This window comes from Mesorhizobium waitakense (assembly GCF_056431085.1).
Genome location: NZ_JBWKME010000157.1, coordinates 44,793 through 61,391, shown reverse-complemented (window position 1 = coordinate 61,391; position 16,599 = coordinate 44,793). Strand labels below are relative to the sequence as shown.

General features: G+C 62.2%; 15 protein-coding genes. 8 read left to right on the top strand and 7 right to left on the bottom strand.

Annotated elements, in window-relative coordinates:
- Positions 1 to 74: 74 nt before the first annotated feature.
- Positions 75 to 845, bottom strand: a complete 771-nt coding sequence (locus AC07FD_RS29805; protein WP_478352854.1) for an alpha/beta hydrolase — start codon at positions 843 to 845, stop codon at positions 75 to 77.
- A 209-nt stretch (positions 846 to 1,054) separates the two neighbouring features.
- Here AC07FD_RS29805 and AC07FD_RS29800 point away from each other — a divergent pair, with 209 nt between their 5' ends.
- Entirely contained in the window at positions 1,055 to 2,017 is a 963-nt protein-coding gene (locus AC07FD_RS29800) for a cupin domain-containing protein (RefSeq protein WP_478352757.1), read from the top strand.
- A gap of 264 nt (positions 2,018 to 2,281) precedes the next feature.
- On the opposite strand, the gene AC07FD_RS29795 is transcribed toward AC07FD_RS29800, so the two are convergent.
- From AC07FD_RS29795 to AC07FD_RS29785, 3 genes are all read right to left on the bottom strand, one after another.
- Entirely contained in the window at positions 2,282 to 2,839 is a 558-nt protein-coding gene (locus AC07FD_RS29795; RefSeq protein WP_478352756.1) for a dihydrofolate reductase family protein, read from the bottom strand.
- 549 nt (positions 2,840 to 3,388) lie between these two features.
- Positions 3,389 to 3,745, bottom strand: coding sequence for a hypothetical protein (locus tag AC07FD_RS29790; RefSeq protein WP_478352755.1), 357 nt, complete (start codon positions 3,743 to 3,745; stop codon positions 3,389 to 3,391).
- A gap of 47 nt (positions 3,746 to 3,792) precedes the next feature.
- Positions 3,793 to 5,244 (bottom strand): LuxR C-terminal-related transcriptional regulator, encoded by a 1,452-nt coding sequence (locus tag AC07FD_RS29785; protein WP_478352754.1) that lies wholly within the window; start codon positions 5,242 to 5,244, stop codon positions 3,793 to 3,795.
- 178 nt (positions 5,245 to 5,422) lie between these two features.
- Between AC07FD_RS29785 and AC07FD_RS29780 the strand changes: the two genes are divergently transcribed.
- A complete protein-coding gene (locus AC07FD_RS29780) occupies positions 5,423 to 5,809 on the top strand; it encodes a hypothetical protein (RefSeq protein ID WP_478352753.1) in 387 nt (128 codons plus the stop codon).
- Between the two features lie 122 nt (positions 5,810 to 5,931).
- On the opposite strand, the gene AC07FD_RS29775 is transcribed toward AC07FD_RS29780, so the two are convergent.
- Together AC07FD_RS29775 and AC07FD_RS29770 are read right to left on the bottom strand one after the other, a co-directional pair.
- Positions 5,932 to 7,860: an adenylate/guanylate cyclase domain-containing protein gene (locus AC07FD_RS29775; RefSeq protein WP_478352853.1), complete on the bottom strand. Its 1,929-nt coding sequence runs from the start codon at positions 7,858 to 7,860 to the stop codon at positions 5,932 to 5,934.
- 348 nt (positions 7,861 to 8,208) lie between these two features.
- Positions 8,209 to 8,421 (bottom strand): hypothetical protein, encoded by a 213-nt coding sequence (locus AC07FD_RS29770; RefSeq protein ID WP_095084346.1) that lies wholly within the window; start codon positions 8,419 to 8,421, stop codon positions 8,209 to 8,211.
- 190 nt (positions 8,422 to 8,611) lie between these two features.
- Between AC07FD_RS29770 and AC07FD_RS29765 the strand changes: the two genes are divergently transcribed.
- Positions 8,612 to 9,370 carry an SDR family NAD(P)-dependent oxidoreductase gene (locus AC07FD_RS29765; RefSeq protein ID WP_478352752.1) on the top strand — a complete coding sequence of 253 codons (759 nt, stop codon included), beginning with the start codon at positions 8,612 to 8,614 and terminating at the stop codon, positions 9,368 to 9,370.
- Between the two features lie 681 nt (positions 9,371 to 10,051).
- Here AC07FD_RS29765 and AC07FD_RS29760 read toward each other — a convergent pair.
- Positions 10,052 to 10,753, bottom strand: a complete 702-nt coding sequence (locus AC07FD_RS29760) for a GntR family transcriptional regulator (RefSeq protein WP_095083584.1) — start codon at positions 10,751 to 10,753, stop codon at positions 10,052 to 10,054.
- A 238-nt stretch (positions 10,754 to 10,991) separates the two neighbouring features.
- Between AC07FD_RS29760 and AC07FD_RS29755 the strand changes: the two genes are divergently transcribed.
- From AC07FD_RS29755 to ggt, 5 genes are all read left to right on the top strand, one after another.
- Positions 10,992 to 12,032 carry an ABC transporter substrate-binding protein gene (locus AC07FD_RS29755; RefSeq protein ID WP_478352751.1) on the top strand — a complete coding sequence of 347 codons (1,041 nt, stop codon included), beginning with the start codon at positions 10,992 to 10,994 and terminating at the stop codon, positions 12,030 to 12,032.
- Between the two features lie 82 nt (positions 12,033 to 12,114).
- Positions 12,115 to 13,197, top strand: coding sequence for an ABC transporter ATP-binding protein (locus tag AC07FD_RS29750; RefSeq protein WP_478352852.1), 1,083 nt, complete (start codon positions 12,115 to 12,117; stop codon positions 13,195 to 13,197).
- Entirely contained in the window at positions 13,197 to 14,108 is a 912-nt protein-coding gene (locus AC07FD_RS29745; protein ID WP_478352750.1) for an ABC transporter permease, read from the top strand. Before AC07FD_RS29750 ends, AC07FD_RS29745 begins: the two co-directional genes overlap by 1 nt.
- Entirely contained in the window at positions 14,105 to 14,905 is an 801-nt protein-coding gene (locus AC07FD_RS29740) for an ABC transporter permease (protein ID WP_478352749.1), read from the top strand. Before AC07FD_RS29745 ends, AC07FD_RS29740 begins: the two co-directional genes overlap by 4 nt.
- A gap of 50 nt (positions 14,906 to 14,955) precedes the next feature.
- Entirely contained in the window at positions 14,956 to 16,542 is a 1,587-nt protein-coding gene (gene ggt, locus AC07FD_RS29735; RefSeq protein WP_478352748.1) for a gamma-glutamyltransferase, read from the top strand.
- Positions 16,543 to 16,599: the final 57 nt, after the last annotated feature.

Sequence of the window (16,599 nt, the reverse complement as noted above, 5' to 3'; positions counted from 1 at the left end):
GCTCGCGGTCCAAGGCATTCCGTAGTCCGCCGAGCACGCGTGCTCCCGGCACGAAAGTGCCGGGAGCGGTATCGTCACTTCACCAGTGCGGCCTTTCCAATCACGGCGGCGACTTCCTTCGCGTGGACGACGAGAGAGGCATGGCTGCCGGCGACCTCCGTCGTCTGGGCCTTCATCCTGGTGGCGAAAATCTTCTGGACCTCGGGTGCGATGACCTTGTCCTTCGTGCTGATCACATAGAACGTCGGCTTGTCGTGCCAAGCTGCCTTATCGACGGGAGCCTGGAACGCCGTGTGGTTCAACGGGAGCTGATGGTTTGCCAAGGATTCGGCGATCTCCGGAGGAAGGTCAGCCGCGACTGCCGAAGGAAACGCTTTAGGATCTATGTAGAGGTTGCCCTTTTCGTCGGGATGGATCGCCGCGGCGCCTTCGGTTGCCGGACCGCTCTTGGATAAGCTCGCCAGAGATTCTCCCACGTCGGGCGCGAATGCGGAGACGTAGACGAGCGCCGAGACGTTTGGATCGTCACCTGCTTGCGTGATGACCACACCGCCCCAAGAGTGGCCAACGAGAACGGTCTTCCCGTTCTGTTTCGCGAGCGCCTGTTTGGTGGCATCGACGTCCGCTGCGAGGGAGGTGAGCGGGTTTTCGACGAGCGTTACGTTATAGCCCTTCTTCGTCAGGATATCGGCAACCGGCTTCCAGCTCGTCTGGTCGACGAAAGCGCCATGGACGAGCACGATATTGTGAGCCGCGCCCTTGGGCAGTTGAGCTGATTGGGCGGGGGCGGCAAGTGTTGCTCCGGCCATGAGGACGGTGGCGACTGAGAGTAGAAGATTTCGCATTGATTGCTCCTGTTGAGATGACGGACGACGCGGGTCCGGGGCAGGTGTGTCGGCAAAAGTCGCGGTTCTCCCATCTGCCGTTTGCGTAATGGTTTGCCGCGCGACCTGTTGGCTCGACTTGAGATCAGGTACTACGTGGAGCATTCGGACGTTAGGCATCAATCGTCCGAATATTGTGTCTGACCGTCCGTCGTATTAACATCGGGAGGATGGACATCCTCGCCCAAGTGCTCGATCGCATTCGCCTCGGTGGGACTCTGCTCTTCCACTTCGAGCTCGGCCATCCATGGAATCTGGCATTGCCAGCGCGCCCCTACGCCCTGTTCCATTATCTCAGTCGCGGCTCAGCTACCCTCGCGCTCGATCAGGGACGAGAACTCCACATGACCGCGGGCGACTTTGTCGTCGTCACACGCGGCGAGCCTCACCTGATTTATTCGGATCGCCGGACGACGCCGTTACCGATTGTGGACCTCGATCGACTGCCCGGACGTCTTGGCGTCGTTCGTCATGGAGGCAACGCGCAGCCGCTCTCGACGATGATCTGTGGCAATTTCACTGTGGAGCGGCCCTCGCGCGGCAGCGTGTTGGAATTACTTCCGCCCCTGCTTCTCCTGAAGCCGACGGAAGACGCCGGATGGCTCGAGGCGATTCTGCAACGCATGGTGAGCGAGTCGGCGCTTGCGCGTCCCGGCCAAGGCGTCGCACTCTCACGACTGACAGAAGTGCTCTTCGTTGAGGTGTTGCGAAGCTGGATCAAGTCTCTCGATTCCGGAGAAGGCGGGTGGCTGGGGGCGATGGCGGACCCGCACATAGGACCGGCGCTTCAGTTGATTCACGAACGGCCGGATCAACCCTGGACCCTAGGCGACCTGGGGCAGCGCGTGGGGCTCGGTCGCTCAGCGTTTTCAGCTCGCTTCACCAACCTCGTCGGCCAGTCCATGTACCGTTATCTGATCGCACGCCGGATGTCGGAGGCTGCGTTTCTGCTCGAAACAAGCGACGAGGGGATTGCAAGGATTGCGACCCGTGTCGGCTACGAGACCCCGGCCGCGTTTTCGAAGCTGTTCCATCGACATCATGGCCTATCGCCTGGCCGTTTTCGAACAGCTCGCCGCTCTGACGGTGGCCGAAGGCAAGGGGACGTCCTGGAAGCAGAAGTCGCCGATTGACCTCGACCAAGCTGGCTACTGGAGAGTCTGGCGATGGGCGACGGGGCGGCTCCGGCAGGAGTGTCCAGTTTTGTCCACAAATGGCGCGCAGAATCGTCACCCCGCCGGTACGGGCAGCCAGCCGAGGTCTCCGCTACAGACGGCCCCGGCGCTTGGGTGCATCTGTTCTCATCCAGGCCGCCAGACGACCAAAGCCGACTGTTAATCGGCGGCGCTCCTGCGACACGCGAGCCCCCGAGTTGGGCGCGTCGAGGCTGCTCGGAGTCAGCGCTCGCGCCGATAGTGCATAGCGACCGCGCCGTTGCGGAGCGGCTTCGCCGAGACCAGCTCGAGCCGTCGAGCACTGGGCAGCCCGCCCTGGTACAGGGTCGGGCCGTGGCCGGCGATCCTGGGATGGACGAGGAGCTGATATTCGTCGATCAGATCCAGCCGGTCCAGCTCGGTCGCGAGTTTGCCGCTACCGAGGAGCACGCCGGCCGGAGTCGCGTCCTTGAGCCTCTGTACGCCTGTTCGCAGGTCGTCGGCGATGTGGTGGCTGTTGGCCCACGGGAAGTCCGTTCGCGTCGACGACACCACGTACTTCGGTTTGGCGTCCAGCTTGACCGCCCACTCGCGTATCGCCGGCGGCGCCTGCACGTCGCCGCGAGCGACCGCCGGCCAGTAGCTCTCCATCATCTCGTAGGTGATGCGGCCCCACAGCATCGCCCCGCCCTCGTCCATAAGGCGGGTGAAGAACGCGTGCGTCTCGTCGTCAGCGATTCCCTCCTCGTGATCGACGCAGCCGTCCAGGGTGACGTTTATGCTGAAGGTCAATAGTCCCATGCGACGAGCCTAAGCCATCCGCTCGAAAAAACGTAGGGCTGTTGCTCGATGTTCAACTTCCGCTATGGGTCGGTTTCAGAAGTTGGTGCCAGACCAGAAACCGGCCGTTCGCGGCGTACAATCGGCGGCTCCGGGGAGCCCGCCGGATACCCTGTCGCACAATGGCGTAGGTGCGCCCGGAGAGGTTCGAACTGTCGTCGAGTTTTGGCTTGATCACAGGCGCGACGACTGCTTTCGAGAGGTTGCCATTTGGGAGTGGACAGTCTGCTTGCGGCTCAGTTCCAGTCTTTCCAATCCATAAGTGCGATGGTCCGCAGTCAACGCGACCACGCTGTTCGGCCACTGGGTCGAACGCCTGAAGGCCACGTGCGCCGTGAGAAAGCGTTGCCCACCCGTGATCCGCTACAACCGGGCTCGCGGGCTTCCGTTTCCGCGTGCGACGTCATCGATCGGCTCGGATTCCGTCGGCCTTGGCAAGAGTAATAGTCAGCCCACTTACATCAATGTTTCAGCTCGCCACTTCTTGACAGAAGGGCGGTCGATTTGTGGTCATTGTCCTATTCTCAACATCACCTTGCGCCCGTCGGAAAGGGTTCCCGCTCCTGTGCCAGCTGGGGGTTGTCTGCTGGTCAGCGAGAACACGAACCGGGATGAGAGTTGCCCGCAAACGATCGTCCCTTCTCCATGCGAGAACGTAAGATTGACGATGGCCGTCCCTCGGCATTCGACCCCGGTATTGGTCTGCCCGCTAATAGTTCCGCGCCGTGTAATGCTGTTGACGAAAGCCGTCCCGGAAAAGGAGAGCGTCCCATCGGCAGTCTGACCGGAGACTGGTGCGATGATTGTGAGCGGATTTTGCGCCTGCGCGTAGCCGACAGCCTCTACGGCACCATAGGCAATCAACATTGTGGCTAGGATTCGCCTGGTCTCGCCGAGGTCTCCGCAATGGTATCTCAATTGAAGCTTGCCAGCCCCGCGCGGCGGGCACCCTCCCGGATCGCGGCAATAGCGGGAGGATTGGTGACTGGATAGGAGCCGATAAACCCTTCGGCCGAAGTGTTTGGAAATTCTCTCGCCAACCGGTTGGCAATCTTTATTGCCTGAGGTGTTTCACCGAGCATGGCGTGCGCCATGGCCTGGAACAGCAGCGTTGCAGGCGAGTCCGGCGGTGCTTGGCTGAACGCGGTCAGGCACTCCCTGTGGAGACCTACAACGAAGCTCGATCGGCCAAGCATGCTATAGTACCAGGAAACGTACGGATTGAGACGGATCGCACGCTTCGCCAGTTCATATCCTTCCCGCGGGTCGCCTGTCACGAACGCCTTTCCTCCGGCAAGCAAGGCGAGGGTATCGGCATCGTGCGGGGCGGCCGCCAAGGCAAGATCATGCTCTCTTGCTGTGGCATCGAGATCGCCCTGCAAGGCTCGAAGCTCGGCTAGACATATGCGTGCATGGGTATCACCCGCGTCGAGCGCCAAAGCTCGTTCGAGGCACAGTTTCCATTGCTCCTTTGCGGCGGAAGGGTCGTTGGTAAACGCATTGATGGCGGCGACGGCATGCGCCAGCCCCAGTACTGTCCAGGCTCTGGCAAGTCCAGGGTCGAGCTCGATGGCACGCGTCAGAAGCCGCACCGCTTCCGCATTCGAAGCGTGCGTGTACAAATTGTGCTGCTCGACGCCGAGCAGATAGTAGTCATAGGCACGTAGGCTGGCGGGGTGTTTTCGGCGGACAACATCGCGTCGAAGTTTGGCGAGCTTGCCGCAACAGCTAGCAAGGACGTTGACGACGTTTTCGGTGACCATGTCCTGCATCGCAAACAGGTCTTCCGCTGATCGATCATAGCGGGCCGTCCACAAATCGACTCCAGTGCGCGCGTCGACGAGTTGGACGCAGATCCGCAGCTGCTGCGCTGCCGCCTGCAAGGTCCCCTCAAGTAGATAATCCGCATTCAGTTCCCGCCCGATGGATAGCACGTCATCGCGCCGTCCCTTGTACGAGAGCATGGTCTGGCGGGCGATGACCGCAAGGTCAGGGTAGCGAGCGAGGTCGACCATGATGTCCGCCGACAAGCCGTCGGCCAAGCGGTTCCATCGCTCGTCCGCGCTCAGATTGTCGAAAGGGAGAACCGCAACGACTGTTGGCCCAGAGGCCTCTACCGAAAGGCCACCGAATGATGCCTGGCCCGTGTCTTGCTCGCGTTGGTCGGCAAGCAAGGTTGCAAGCGCAACTTTGCTGCGAATATCGAGTTTCCGGTATATGGCCGACAGATGGGTCCGAACGGTAGTCGGCGCTATGAAGAGCGTCTCGCCGATTTCACGGTAGGTCATCCCCTCGGCGAATTTTGCAGCGACCACCCGCTCCCGGTCCGACAGACTGGTCAGAGGATTGCTCACGGCACGAAGCATCGCTTCAAGTCTCCGATCCGCTACGAGTTGTGGCCGACCCGGCACGGCAAAATACTACAGATGCGATCTCGAAAACACTGCATTTGCACGATGCCATCCGACCGCCAGCAATTCTAGGCTTTCCTGTCGACGGGGTTTGGTCGGGTCGCAGGATCCCGATCCATTCAGGAAGCAGGAGGTGTCCATGACAAAGTCATCTATCTTTGCCGCAATGCTGGTGCTGCCTCTGTCGGTTGGACCGTGCTTGTCCGAAGGCACGCAATCTGGCGGCAAGCTGATTTCCGAAGATGCTGTGAGAGCCGTTAGTGCCGAATTGTATTCCGACATTCTGATCCGAGCGTGCAGGAACGGATGGCGCTACCCTCGGAGCCAAATCGAGAACGGCTTCAAACGGCATCTCAGCGAGCTGAAATTGCAACTGGTCGATCAGGGTTACACGATCCTGCCTGGTGTGAAAGCGAACCGCTCGCCCCGGAGTCTCTTCGCACTGGCATTTGTCGCCAAGCGCCAATCTGTCGCCTCGCGCCAGTTCGGCTGTCTCCGCCAATACTGGCTCGACGAGTGACCGTTCTGGAGCGGGCAACTGGGGCAGGAATAGCCGCCACTGGCCAGACTTCACTTGCCGAGCCGGCTTTCACTGTAGGGATGCTCATTTCACCGGGCGGTCAGCGCTCAAGCCGAGCTGTTCTATGGCTGCCTGAGAGGCTGCGCCTCCCCGGTGTCGCATTCCGACAGTCGCCCAGGTTTGGCGAGCTTTGCCAGCGCCTCGGGCTTGGCGCAAAGCGGGAAGCCGGCGAGCGGCATTGTCTCGATGAAACGACCGCGTTCCCTCTTGCCCGAGCTGAATTCATTGACCAGGCCCTCGACGGTCAGGTCCGGATACCGTTTGAGGGTTTCCCTGACCGAAGCATTCGCCTCATCGGTTCGACCCAGTGCCGCGAGGGAGCTGCTACGCACCACCCAATCCCCTTTGCCGTAGTTATCAGGCGTCTTGCGCTCCAGCATCTTCACGGCGTCCTCATAGCGGCCAGCCATAAAATAGGCCGTGGAGTAGAAACTAGTTGCCCACATCGGGTAATTCGGGTCGAGCCTTATAACTTGGTCGACCAACTGAGCGCCGCGTTCGGGTTCGTCGAAGCCTGCCGCATAGCCGGAATAGAATGTCAGGATTTCGGCCGAACCCGGAGCGAGGCGGAGGGCCGTGTCCAGCTCGACCTTGGCGCGGGCGTTGTCGCCCTTTTCTTTGAGGCTCATGCCAAAAACGGCGTGCGCCTCGGCGTCGCTCGGATCGAGCCGCACCGCGCGTTCGGCTACATCGGCAGCCGCCTTGATCTCGCTCTCGGGATTGATACCGAAGCCAGCCAATATGTTATGAGCATGATAAAGTTCCACCCAGGCGCGGGCGAACCCGGGGTCCAGCGCGACAGCGAGGTTGAGCAGCCTGATAGCCTCCTCCTCATCCGCTACGGTAATCTTTTCAATCCTTTCGGTTCCGAGCAGATAGTAATCATAGACAGTCAAGTTGTCCGGCCGTTTACGCTTCGCTGCAGCCCGCCCCGCTCCCTGAATCAGCCCCACGCCGTTGCCGAGACGGTTGGTGACTTGCTCTGCAATCTCGGTCTGGACGGCGAACACATCCTCAGCGGGCCGGTCCCAACGATCCGACCAAAGATGGTTGCCGGTTTGTGCATCGATCAACTGCGCGGTGACCCGCACCCGCCCATTTTGCCGCTGGATAGAGCCTTCCAGCACGAAGCCGACATGGAGCGCACTTGCGACCTGGCGAGCATCCACCGGCTTGCCTTTGTAAACTTCCGTCGAATTCCGGGCCACGACCTCAAGTTCGGGGAACCGCGCGAGGTCGGTGATGATATCCTCAGTCAATCCATCGGCCAAACGACCGGTGACCTCGTCGTCGCCATAATTATTGAAGGGCAGCACGGCGACCGACGGCTTGGCCCCCAGTGGCGCGGGCTGAAAGAACCACCAGGTCCCTCCACCCGCCAGAGCCAGCACCACGACGGCCGCCGCAGCCGTCCTGGTCCAGCGCGGCATCGCCTTGCGTAAGGTCCAACGCACCCGCTTGCCATCGAGCCTCACCCGGTACATCCGCACGGGGCGGTTGATGTTCTTGACATGCTGCTCGCCAACGAAATCGAGTGGCCAATCAAGCTTGCCCTGCAAATGGTCGTAGGCCGTACCTGACACCATTACTCCGCCCGGCTCGGCAAGCTGCTCTATGCGAGCGGCGATATTGACGCCGTCGCCATACACATCGCCATCCACCAGTGCCACATCGCCAAGATTTATCCCGATGCGGAACACAATCCGCTCATGCTCCGGCAATCCACCATTGCGAACGGCCACAGCTTTCTGAATTTCGGCTGCGCAGATCACCGCATCGACCACGCTGTCGAAGACGACAAGTGCGCCATCTCCTAACAGCTTGACAATTCGACCCTGGTGCAGAGCGATCGCCTTATCGGTCACATCGGCCCGGATAGCCCTCAGGCGTCCGATGGTGCCAGCTTCGTCGATCTCGATCGCCTTTGAATAGCCGACCATGTCCGCTGCCAGGATCGCCAGCAGTTTCCGGTTCAATGGAGGGACGATCATCATCCGGCCCCGGACGCAACAGGGCCAAAATGGTACACCCAATGCTGCGCCCTGACGAGAGGCCCGCCCCGCGGCGCCGACTTTGCGGTGCGTCGGACTCTTTCAACAGAATCGGCGCAAAGCGGTCCGCACTATGCTGGACGCAAGGGGTCGCTGTTCTGCCCAGCCTGAAAGCTGACAGTCGCTTCCGACCCCCATTGAGATGTTCGTCACCTCGGTGCCAAGTGTCGGCTCATGGCGCGCCAAGCGGACCTAACACTCCGAGCGGTGATCTCAGAAACCAACAGGCGCAGCAATGACATAGCGGCGCCCAATTTCCTTTCGGCCGGAGCGTCAGATGGCTCTCGCCTATTGCCTGCGACGCCTGGTCGACGAGGCAAGATAACCCATCGCAAGCGTCATCACGGCGACCGCGATGCCGGCGCTGATCACGCCTGCCGGCGTTATCCTGGCACTGCCTTGCAAAGTAACATGCTTGCCCAAGCGCAGGTCGAAAACCGATTTGATTTCCTCAGGATGTGAGGGGACCGCGGGCGAAGCTTCTTCCTCGACAACTGACATTTGAGCCTCCGGTTCGAATCTGCCGTTCGCGCAGCGGCGGGCGACTGGTGCACCAACATTCTGTGCAGTGGCCGAGCCTATTAGAACTGACAGGCGCTAAATAACACAGCAGTACCAATTTCATCTGATCCGGCGCGCCAAATCCATTCATCGACTATGGTGCGTTGATTGTGACCGTCGGAGCCTGACCATGTCCTCTGCCAGCATCAAGCGTGCGTTGATCACCGGGGCTGGTGCGGCCGACGGCATCGGCTTTGCCATTGCCCGGCAACTCGGCCGTGCCGGCCATGCCGTCGTCCTCACCGGCGCCAGCGCGCGTGTGCTCGATCGCGCCGCCGAGCTTCGTGCCGTGGGTATCGATGCCTCCGCCGCGGTCGCCGACCTCACTGTCGCCGCCGATGTCGAGCGGCTGCGGGCAAGCGCCGGCACCATCGATATCCTGGTCAACAATGCCGGCATGGGCTCGCTGGCATCGCCATCGGTCGACAAGGCGTTCCTCTCGATGACCGAGGCCGACTGGGACCAAGGGATCGATGTCAGCCTGAAGACAGCGTTTCTGGTCACCCGGGCGTTCCTGCCGGCAATGGTCGAAGCGGGCTATGGGCGCATCGTCAATGTGGCGTCGGTCACCGGGCCGCTGGTGTCCTTCGAAGGCACCGCCGCTTATTCCGCCGCCAAGGCCGGAATGGTCGGCCTGACCCGCACGCTGGCGCTCGAAGTGGCGAAAAGCGGCATCACCGCCAACGCCGTGGCTCCCGGGTGGATCGAAACGGGTTCGTCGAGCGAGATGGAGCGGATGGCGGCCCTGTATGCGCCGCCGGCGCGGGCCGGCCGGCCGGATGAGGTGGCCGCAGCGGTGGTGTTCCTGGCATCGGAAGGCGCCAGCTATGTCAACGGTGCCGTGTTGGTGGTCGACGGCGGCAACAGCCTGCAGGAACGCAAGGGCTGAAGGCTCAAAGGCGCTTCGCCGGAACGAGGCAGCGTGTCCTTTCGACAGGTTCAATTAGAATTCGGTGCATAACACCCGATCGATGCCCATTAGTCCTTGCTGATATACCATCCGCGGCGGATAGTATCCGTTGGGGCTTTCAGCAGGCGAAATGCTTAATCGGATCGTAGCTTCCACCACGTCGCGCCAATTCAACTTTCTTGTTCCCGATGACGTCACTGACGCTATCGCCGGATATATCGACTCCTCTGCTCCCGGACGCATCATCTCGACCTTTTCGGCAGTTCAGTCAGTGCGAGATAAAGTCCCTGATTGCGAGCTGTCGGACGATCAGCTTGAGCGGTGCGCTGTATTGGCAGCAGTCAACGAAGGCCTAGCGGTCCACTTCGATCGGCGGGGACGCCAGCCGGATCCATATTCGTCGCTAAGTAGGAGCCACTGGCATCTCGTGCCTATTTGGAAAACCAGGACGCGACTGGCTGTCATGGCATTCCAGCGGCCGAATGCAGCCGGCGTCGCCGGCTGTACCCCTCCGCCCGTTGTCGTTGGCCGGCCTCAGGTTCGGCCGCAGCGCATAGAACTCAGGCCATGATAGGCGCCGGCCCCTAGCTAAAGCGTTCGAACTTCTTCGGGCGTGCCAATGAAGGCCCGCCAGGCGCTTCATCCCGTTAGCCGGCGTGTTCAAGACGCCTTGGCCAGGAAACTCTGGTAGTCCGATTTGGCCTGCAGCAGGCGCAGCACGTTGTCGCGGGATCCCCGCACATGGGCGCGCGCCAGCGTGCCGGCCCGGCTGGCATCGCCGGCGCAGATCGCGTCGACGATTTCGGCATGCTCGTCGCGGGCGATCTTCCATTCGTCCAGCCACAAGAGCTCCGTCCAGACATAGTGCTGGCACTTGTCTAGGATGCCGCACAGCATGCCGTGCAGCATGACATTGCCGCTGATCTGCGCAATGACGCGATGCAGGTCGATGCCGGCCTCGAGCTCCTGGAATTTCTCCCTGGTGGTGCGATCCGGTATGGCGGCCAGCCGCTCGCACTCAGTCAGAATGGCGCGCAGCCGCGCCTTGTCCTGCTCCGTCGCCACGGCCGCGGCCAACTCTGTCGCATGGCCGTCGAGCAGTTCGCGGATCTCGAAGGCCTCGCGGAACATGCTGATGTCGAACTCGGTGACGACATAGCCCTGGCGCGGCCTGCCGGTGACCAGGCCATCGCGCTCGAGGCGGTTGAAGGCCTCGCGCACCGGCGTGCGGCTGACATTCAGCTTTGCGGCGATGTCGCTTTCGGTGACGCGCGAGCCCGGTGGAATCTGGCCGGTCACGATCATCGCCTTGAGCGAGGAATAGACCGAGTCGCGCAGCGTATTTTTGGTTTCCTTGGCCAAGGTTTCGTCCCCAGTTCTCCGGTCTTTCAGCCGGGACACGCACAGCTGTAGTCGCAGTAGGCGTAATTTGCCACGCCCCAGCGAGGCCGTCTCTTTCCATCTTTGCCCTGCTCGACACGCCTGAATTCGATCGCGCCGGACGGTGTTGACATCACCGATCGCTAGGCTACACTCAAAATTGTATACAAGATAGCATGCGAAATCAAAAACAATGGGAACACCGGTTGGAGAGCCGAAAATGAACATGACCAGAAATGTTAGCGTTGTCGCGGTTGCCGCCCTCATGGCGTCGCTCGCAGCCCCCGCCGTGGCGGGCGATACCATCACCGTAGCCTCATGGGGCGGCACCTACCAGGAGGCGCAGACCAAGGCGTTCTTCAAGCCGACCGCCGATGCGCTCGGCATCACCATCAAGGAAGACACCACCAACGGCCTCGACGACGTGCGGCTGCAGGTGACCGGCAATGCCGTCAAATGGGACATCACCGAGCTTGGCGCCGACGAATGCGCACGCGGCTCGAAGGAAGGCCTGTTCGAAAAACTCGACTACGGCATCATCGACAAGAGCGGCATCAACCCGAAGCTGGTCCATGACGACTGGGTCGGCATTTCCTACACCTCGGTCGTGCTCATCTACCGGACCGATGTCTTCGGCGACAAGGGCCCGAAGACCTGGGCCGATTTCTGGAATGTCGAGAAATTTCCGGGACGGCGCGCGCTGAGTGGCAGCCAGGCGACGGAGACTCTGAGCGTGGCGGCACTGGCCGAGGGCATTCCGATCGACAAGGTCTATCCGGTCGATATCGACGGCGCGCTGAAATCCGTCGACAAGATCCGTGGTCATGTCGATGCCTGGTGGACCTCCGGTGCCCAGGCCATGCAGTTGGTCAAGGACGGCGAAGTCGACATGGCGAGCATCTGGAACGGCCGCGCCGGCACCTTGAAGAAGGAAGGCGCGCCGGTCAGCTTCTCGTTCGACCAGGGTGTTCTGACCGCCGACTGCATGGTCATCCCGAAGGGCGCCAAGAACAAGGAAGCCGCCATGAAGGCGCTGGCGATGTTCGTCAGCCCGCAATTGCAGGCCAATCTGCCGCTCTATGTCGACAACGGGCCGGTGAACGAAAAGGCCTTCGAGACCGGCAAGATCCCGCAGGAGAGGACCAAGGACATCAATTCGGCGCCAGAAAACGTCAAGAAGCAGGTGCTGCAGGACGCCGAATTCTGGCGCGACACTCTGGTCGAGGCGACGGAAAAGTTCAACAATCTGGTCCAGCAATAGGCGCTGGCCAGAACCCAAACCACGGCAGGGCGGCGCAACCGCTCGCCCTGCCTCTGCCGCCTCAGTTCAGGAGACGATGATCTTGTCCATTGCGCCATCCGCGCTGCCGATCAGCATGCGCCGGATCGAGAAACGATTTGGCAGCGTAGCGGTGCTGCGCGACCTCAACCTCGATGTCGAAGCCGGCGAGTTCCTGACGCTGCTGGGGCCTTCCGGATCCGGCAAGACGACGCTGCTGATGATCCTGGCCGGCTTTGTGCGCGCCAATGCCGGCAGCATCAAGGTCGGCGACGACGAGATCATCACCACGCCGCCGCACAGGCGCAACATCGGCATGGTGTTCCAGAACTACGCGCTGTTTCCGCATATGAACGTCTTCCACAACATCGCCTTTCCGCTGAAGCAACGCGGCGTCGCCAGCACCGAGACGGCCGAGCGCGTCGAGAAGGCGCTGGATCTGGTCAAGCTGCAGGGCCTCGGCGAGCGCCGGGTCAACCAGCTCTCCGGCGGCCAACGCCAGCGCGTGGCGCTGGCGCGCGCCATCGTCTTCGAGCCGCGCATCGTGCTGATGGACGAACCCTTATCGGCGCTCGACAAGGGCCTGCGCGAACATATGCAGATCGAGCTGCGCAGCCTGCATCGCCGGCTTGGCATGACCACCGTCTATGTCACGCATGACCAGCGCGAAGCCATCACCATGTCGGACCGCATCGCGGTGATGAATGGCGGGCGCATCGAACAGCTCGACAGACCGGAAACCCTCTACGCCACGCCGCAGACGCGGTTTGTAGCCGGCTTCATCGGCGAATCGAACTTCATACCCGTCGAATGCCGCAATGGTTCGGTCTGGTACGAGGACAGGAGAATCCATACCGCGGCGCCGGCGCCGGCATCGGGCCAACACCTGATGGTGGTGCGGCCGGAAAAGTTGCGGCTGCTGGCAAATGCCGAGCCGCAAAGCGGCGTCAATGTGATCAATGCGACGGTCGGTGACATCATCTACCAGGGAGACAGCTTCGTCTGCTACGCGGCGCTGCGCGACGGTCGCCAGCTGACGCTGCGCGACTATTGCCGCAGCGACGTGCTGGCCAGAATGCCGGCTCCCGGCCAGCCGATCAACCTCGGCCTCGACGCGCAGGACACGATCCTGGTGGCATCAGACTGATGAGCGCGCAATCCGCCTTGCACGCATCTGCCGGCGATCTGAACGCGCAGTCGTTGCGCGCCGACGCCCGGCGCGAGTCGCTGCGGCTGCTGGCGCTGCTGTCGCCAAGCCTGTTCCTGGTCTTTGCCATCATCGTCGTGCCGATCGGCTGGCTGTTCTGGCTGTCGCTCTTCGACGAGGCCGGCGTCCTCAGCGTCGCCAATTATGCGCGCTTCTTCGAGCAGGCCTCCTACATCAAGACCTTCGTCACCACCTTCAAGGTCGCCTTCATCGTCACCGGCGCCTGCGTCCTGCTCGGCTATCCGCTGGCCTACATGCTGTCGCAACTGCCGCGCCGGGCAGCCTCGATCTGCCTGATCTTCGTCATCCTGCCGTTCTGGACCTCGGTCCTGGTGCGCACCTATGCCTGGCTGGTGATCCTGCAGCGCAAGGGCCTGATCAACAGCTGGCTGATCGACCTCGGCGTCATCAGCCAGCCGCTGTCGCTCGCCAACAATCTGTCGGGCGTCGTCATCGGCATGACGCACATCTTGCTGCCGTTCCTGGTGCTGCCGCTCTACGCCTCGATGAAGACCATCGACGGCGACTGCCTGCGCGCCGGGATGAACCTTGGCGCCGGTCCGGTCGCGACCTTCCGGCAGATCTTCTTTCCGCTGTCGCTGCCCGGTCTTGCGTCGGGCGTGGTCATCGTCTTCGTGCTGTGCCTGGGGTTCTTCGTCACCCCGGCGCTGATGGGCGGCGGCAAGGTGATCATGTGGGCGATGCGCATGGAACAGACCACCAGCCTCTACTCGAACTGGGGAGCCGGAGCGGCCCTCGGCGTGGTGCTGCTGGTGGTCACGCTGGCGCTTCTTGGGCTGTTCCAATGGCTGCTCGGCGCGCGCGCCACTGGCGTATGGAGTTCGCGATGAGCGAGGATATCGGCCTGCCGATCTCGCACCGGCAACGCCTGTGGCTCTACGCCCTCGGCGGCCTCGTGCTGTTGTTCCTGATCGCGCCGTCGATCATCATCGTCATCATGTCGTTTTCGGATTCGACGCTGCTGCAATTCCCGCCACAGCAATGGTCGCTGCGCTGGTACCAGACCTATTTCCAGTCGCTGGAGTGGCGCGACGCGACGATCGTCTCGGTCAAGGTGGCGATCATGACGACATTGGTGGCGACGCCGCTCGGCACCGCCGCCGCCTATGCGATCAACCGGGGCACGTTGCGCTTCAACGGCACCATCAACGCGCTACTGACGGCGTCGCTGATTGTTCCGGTGATCCTGATCGGCATCGGCACTTTCTTCCTCTATGCGCGGATCGGGCTCAACAACACGCTGACCGGCCTGGTCATCGCGCACACCGTGCAAGCCTTGCCGCTGGTGGTGCTGACGGTGCTGTCGGGCTTGCGCTCCTATGACATGAACCAGGAGCGGGTGGCGCGCAGCCTGGGTGCCGGACGCGTCGCCGCGTTCTGGCAGGTGACCATGCCGCAGATCCGCTTCTCGATCGTCTCGGGCGCGCTGTTCGCCTTCATCACCTCCTTCGACGAAGTGGTGGTTTCGCTGTTCATATCGGGCGGCGAGACGACGACGTTGACGCGCCGCATGTTCAACGCGCTGCGCGACCAGATCGACCCGACGATCGCCGCCATCTCGACCTGCCTGATCGTGCTGTCGGTCGTCCTGTTGTCGGTTGCGCAGATATTCGGGCGCAGGCATTGATTTCAAGTGAGCAATCGGGATTTCAAGTGACCAGGGGATATCCAGACAGAATGCGTGATTTCCAGTTTCCCGGCCGCTCGCCGGTTCGTGCCACGGAAGCGGTTGCCGCGACGTCGCATCCGCTTTCGACCCTTGCCGCCATCGACATGCTGCGCTCCGGCGGCAACGCCATGGATGCCGCCGTCTGCGCCGCCGCCGTGCAGGCGGTGGTCGAACCGCAGTCGACAGGCATCGGCGGCGATTGTTTTGTCCTTTACTGCCCGGCCGGACAGGGCAATGTTCTGGCCTTCAACGGCTCCGGCCGCGCCCCGACCAAGGCGACCGTCGACTGGTATCTGGAGAAGGGCTATAGCGAGCTTCCGAAACAGGGCCCGCACGCAGTCACCGTGCCGGGCGCCGTCGACGCCTGGAGCCGCCTGCTGGAGGACCATGGCCGCAAGGGCCTTGCCGAGGCGCTGGCGCCGGCCATCCACTATGCCGAGAATGGCTATGTCGTGCATGACCGCGTCGCCTTCGACTGGGCCGAACCAGAGACCGATCTGTCAGCCGATGAACATGCCACGCGCATCTTCCTGCCGGACGGCAAGGCGCCGAAGGCCGGCGATGTCCACCGGCAACCGGAACTCGCGGCCACCTTGCGGGTAATCGCCAAACACGGCCGCGCCGGATTCTACGAAGGCGCTGTTGCCGACGATATCGTGCGCCGGCTCAATGAATTGGGCGGGCTTCATTCGCATGAGGATTTCGCCGCAACCAGGGGCGACTACGTGGCGCCGGTCAGCACCGCCTATGGCGGCCACGACATCCACCAGATGCCGCCGAACAATCAGGGGCTGACGGCGCTTTTGATGTTGAATGTACTGTCGGGTTTCAAGCTCGGCGGGCTCGACCCCAATGGCGCCGAGCGCCTGCATCTGGAGATCGAGGCGGGACGGCTGGCCTATCGCGACCGCGACCGCTTCATCGGCGACCAGGATCATGTCCCGGTGCCGGTGGCACAACTCCTGTCCAGCGCGTATGCCGACCGGCTGCGTGCCGAGATCGACCGCGAGCGTGCCATGACGCATCTGCCGCGCCTGGACCTGCCAGGCAGCGACACGGTTTACATCTCCATCGTCGACCGCGACCGCAATGCGGTCTCCTTCATCAACTCGACCTATTATTCGTTCGGCAGCGGCGTCGTCGGGCCGAAGACCGGTGTCGTGCTGCAGAACCGCGGATCGAGCTTCCGGCTCGACCCGGCACACCCGAACGCCATCGCGCCCGGCAAGCGGCCGATGCACACGATCATGCCCGGCATGGCAACCAGGAATGGCCGCGTGGTGATGTCGTTCGGCGTCATGGGCGGCGGCTACCAGCCGTTCGGACATGTCCATCTGCTGACCAACATGCTCGATTTCGGCATGGACCCGCAGCAAGCGCTGGATGCGCCTCGGGTATTCTACAATGATGATACCGTGGAGGCCGAACGCAACGTGCCCGCCGAAGCAATCGAGGGCCTGCGCCGGCGCGGCCATCGCGTGGCCGAGCCACATCACCCGCTGGGCGGCGGGCAAGTGGTGCTGATCGACTGGGAGAAGGGAACGCTGACCGGCGCCTCCGATCCGCGCAAGGATGGTTTGGCGCTTGGCTACTGAAGCGATCCGTTGTCCAATGACGTATCCATATCGAGGCAAGCCCGTCAGCGGAGCTCC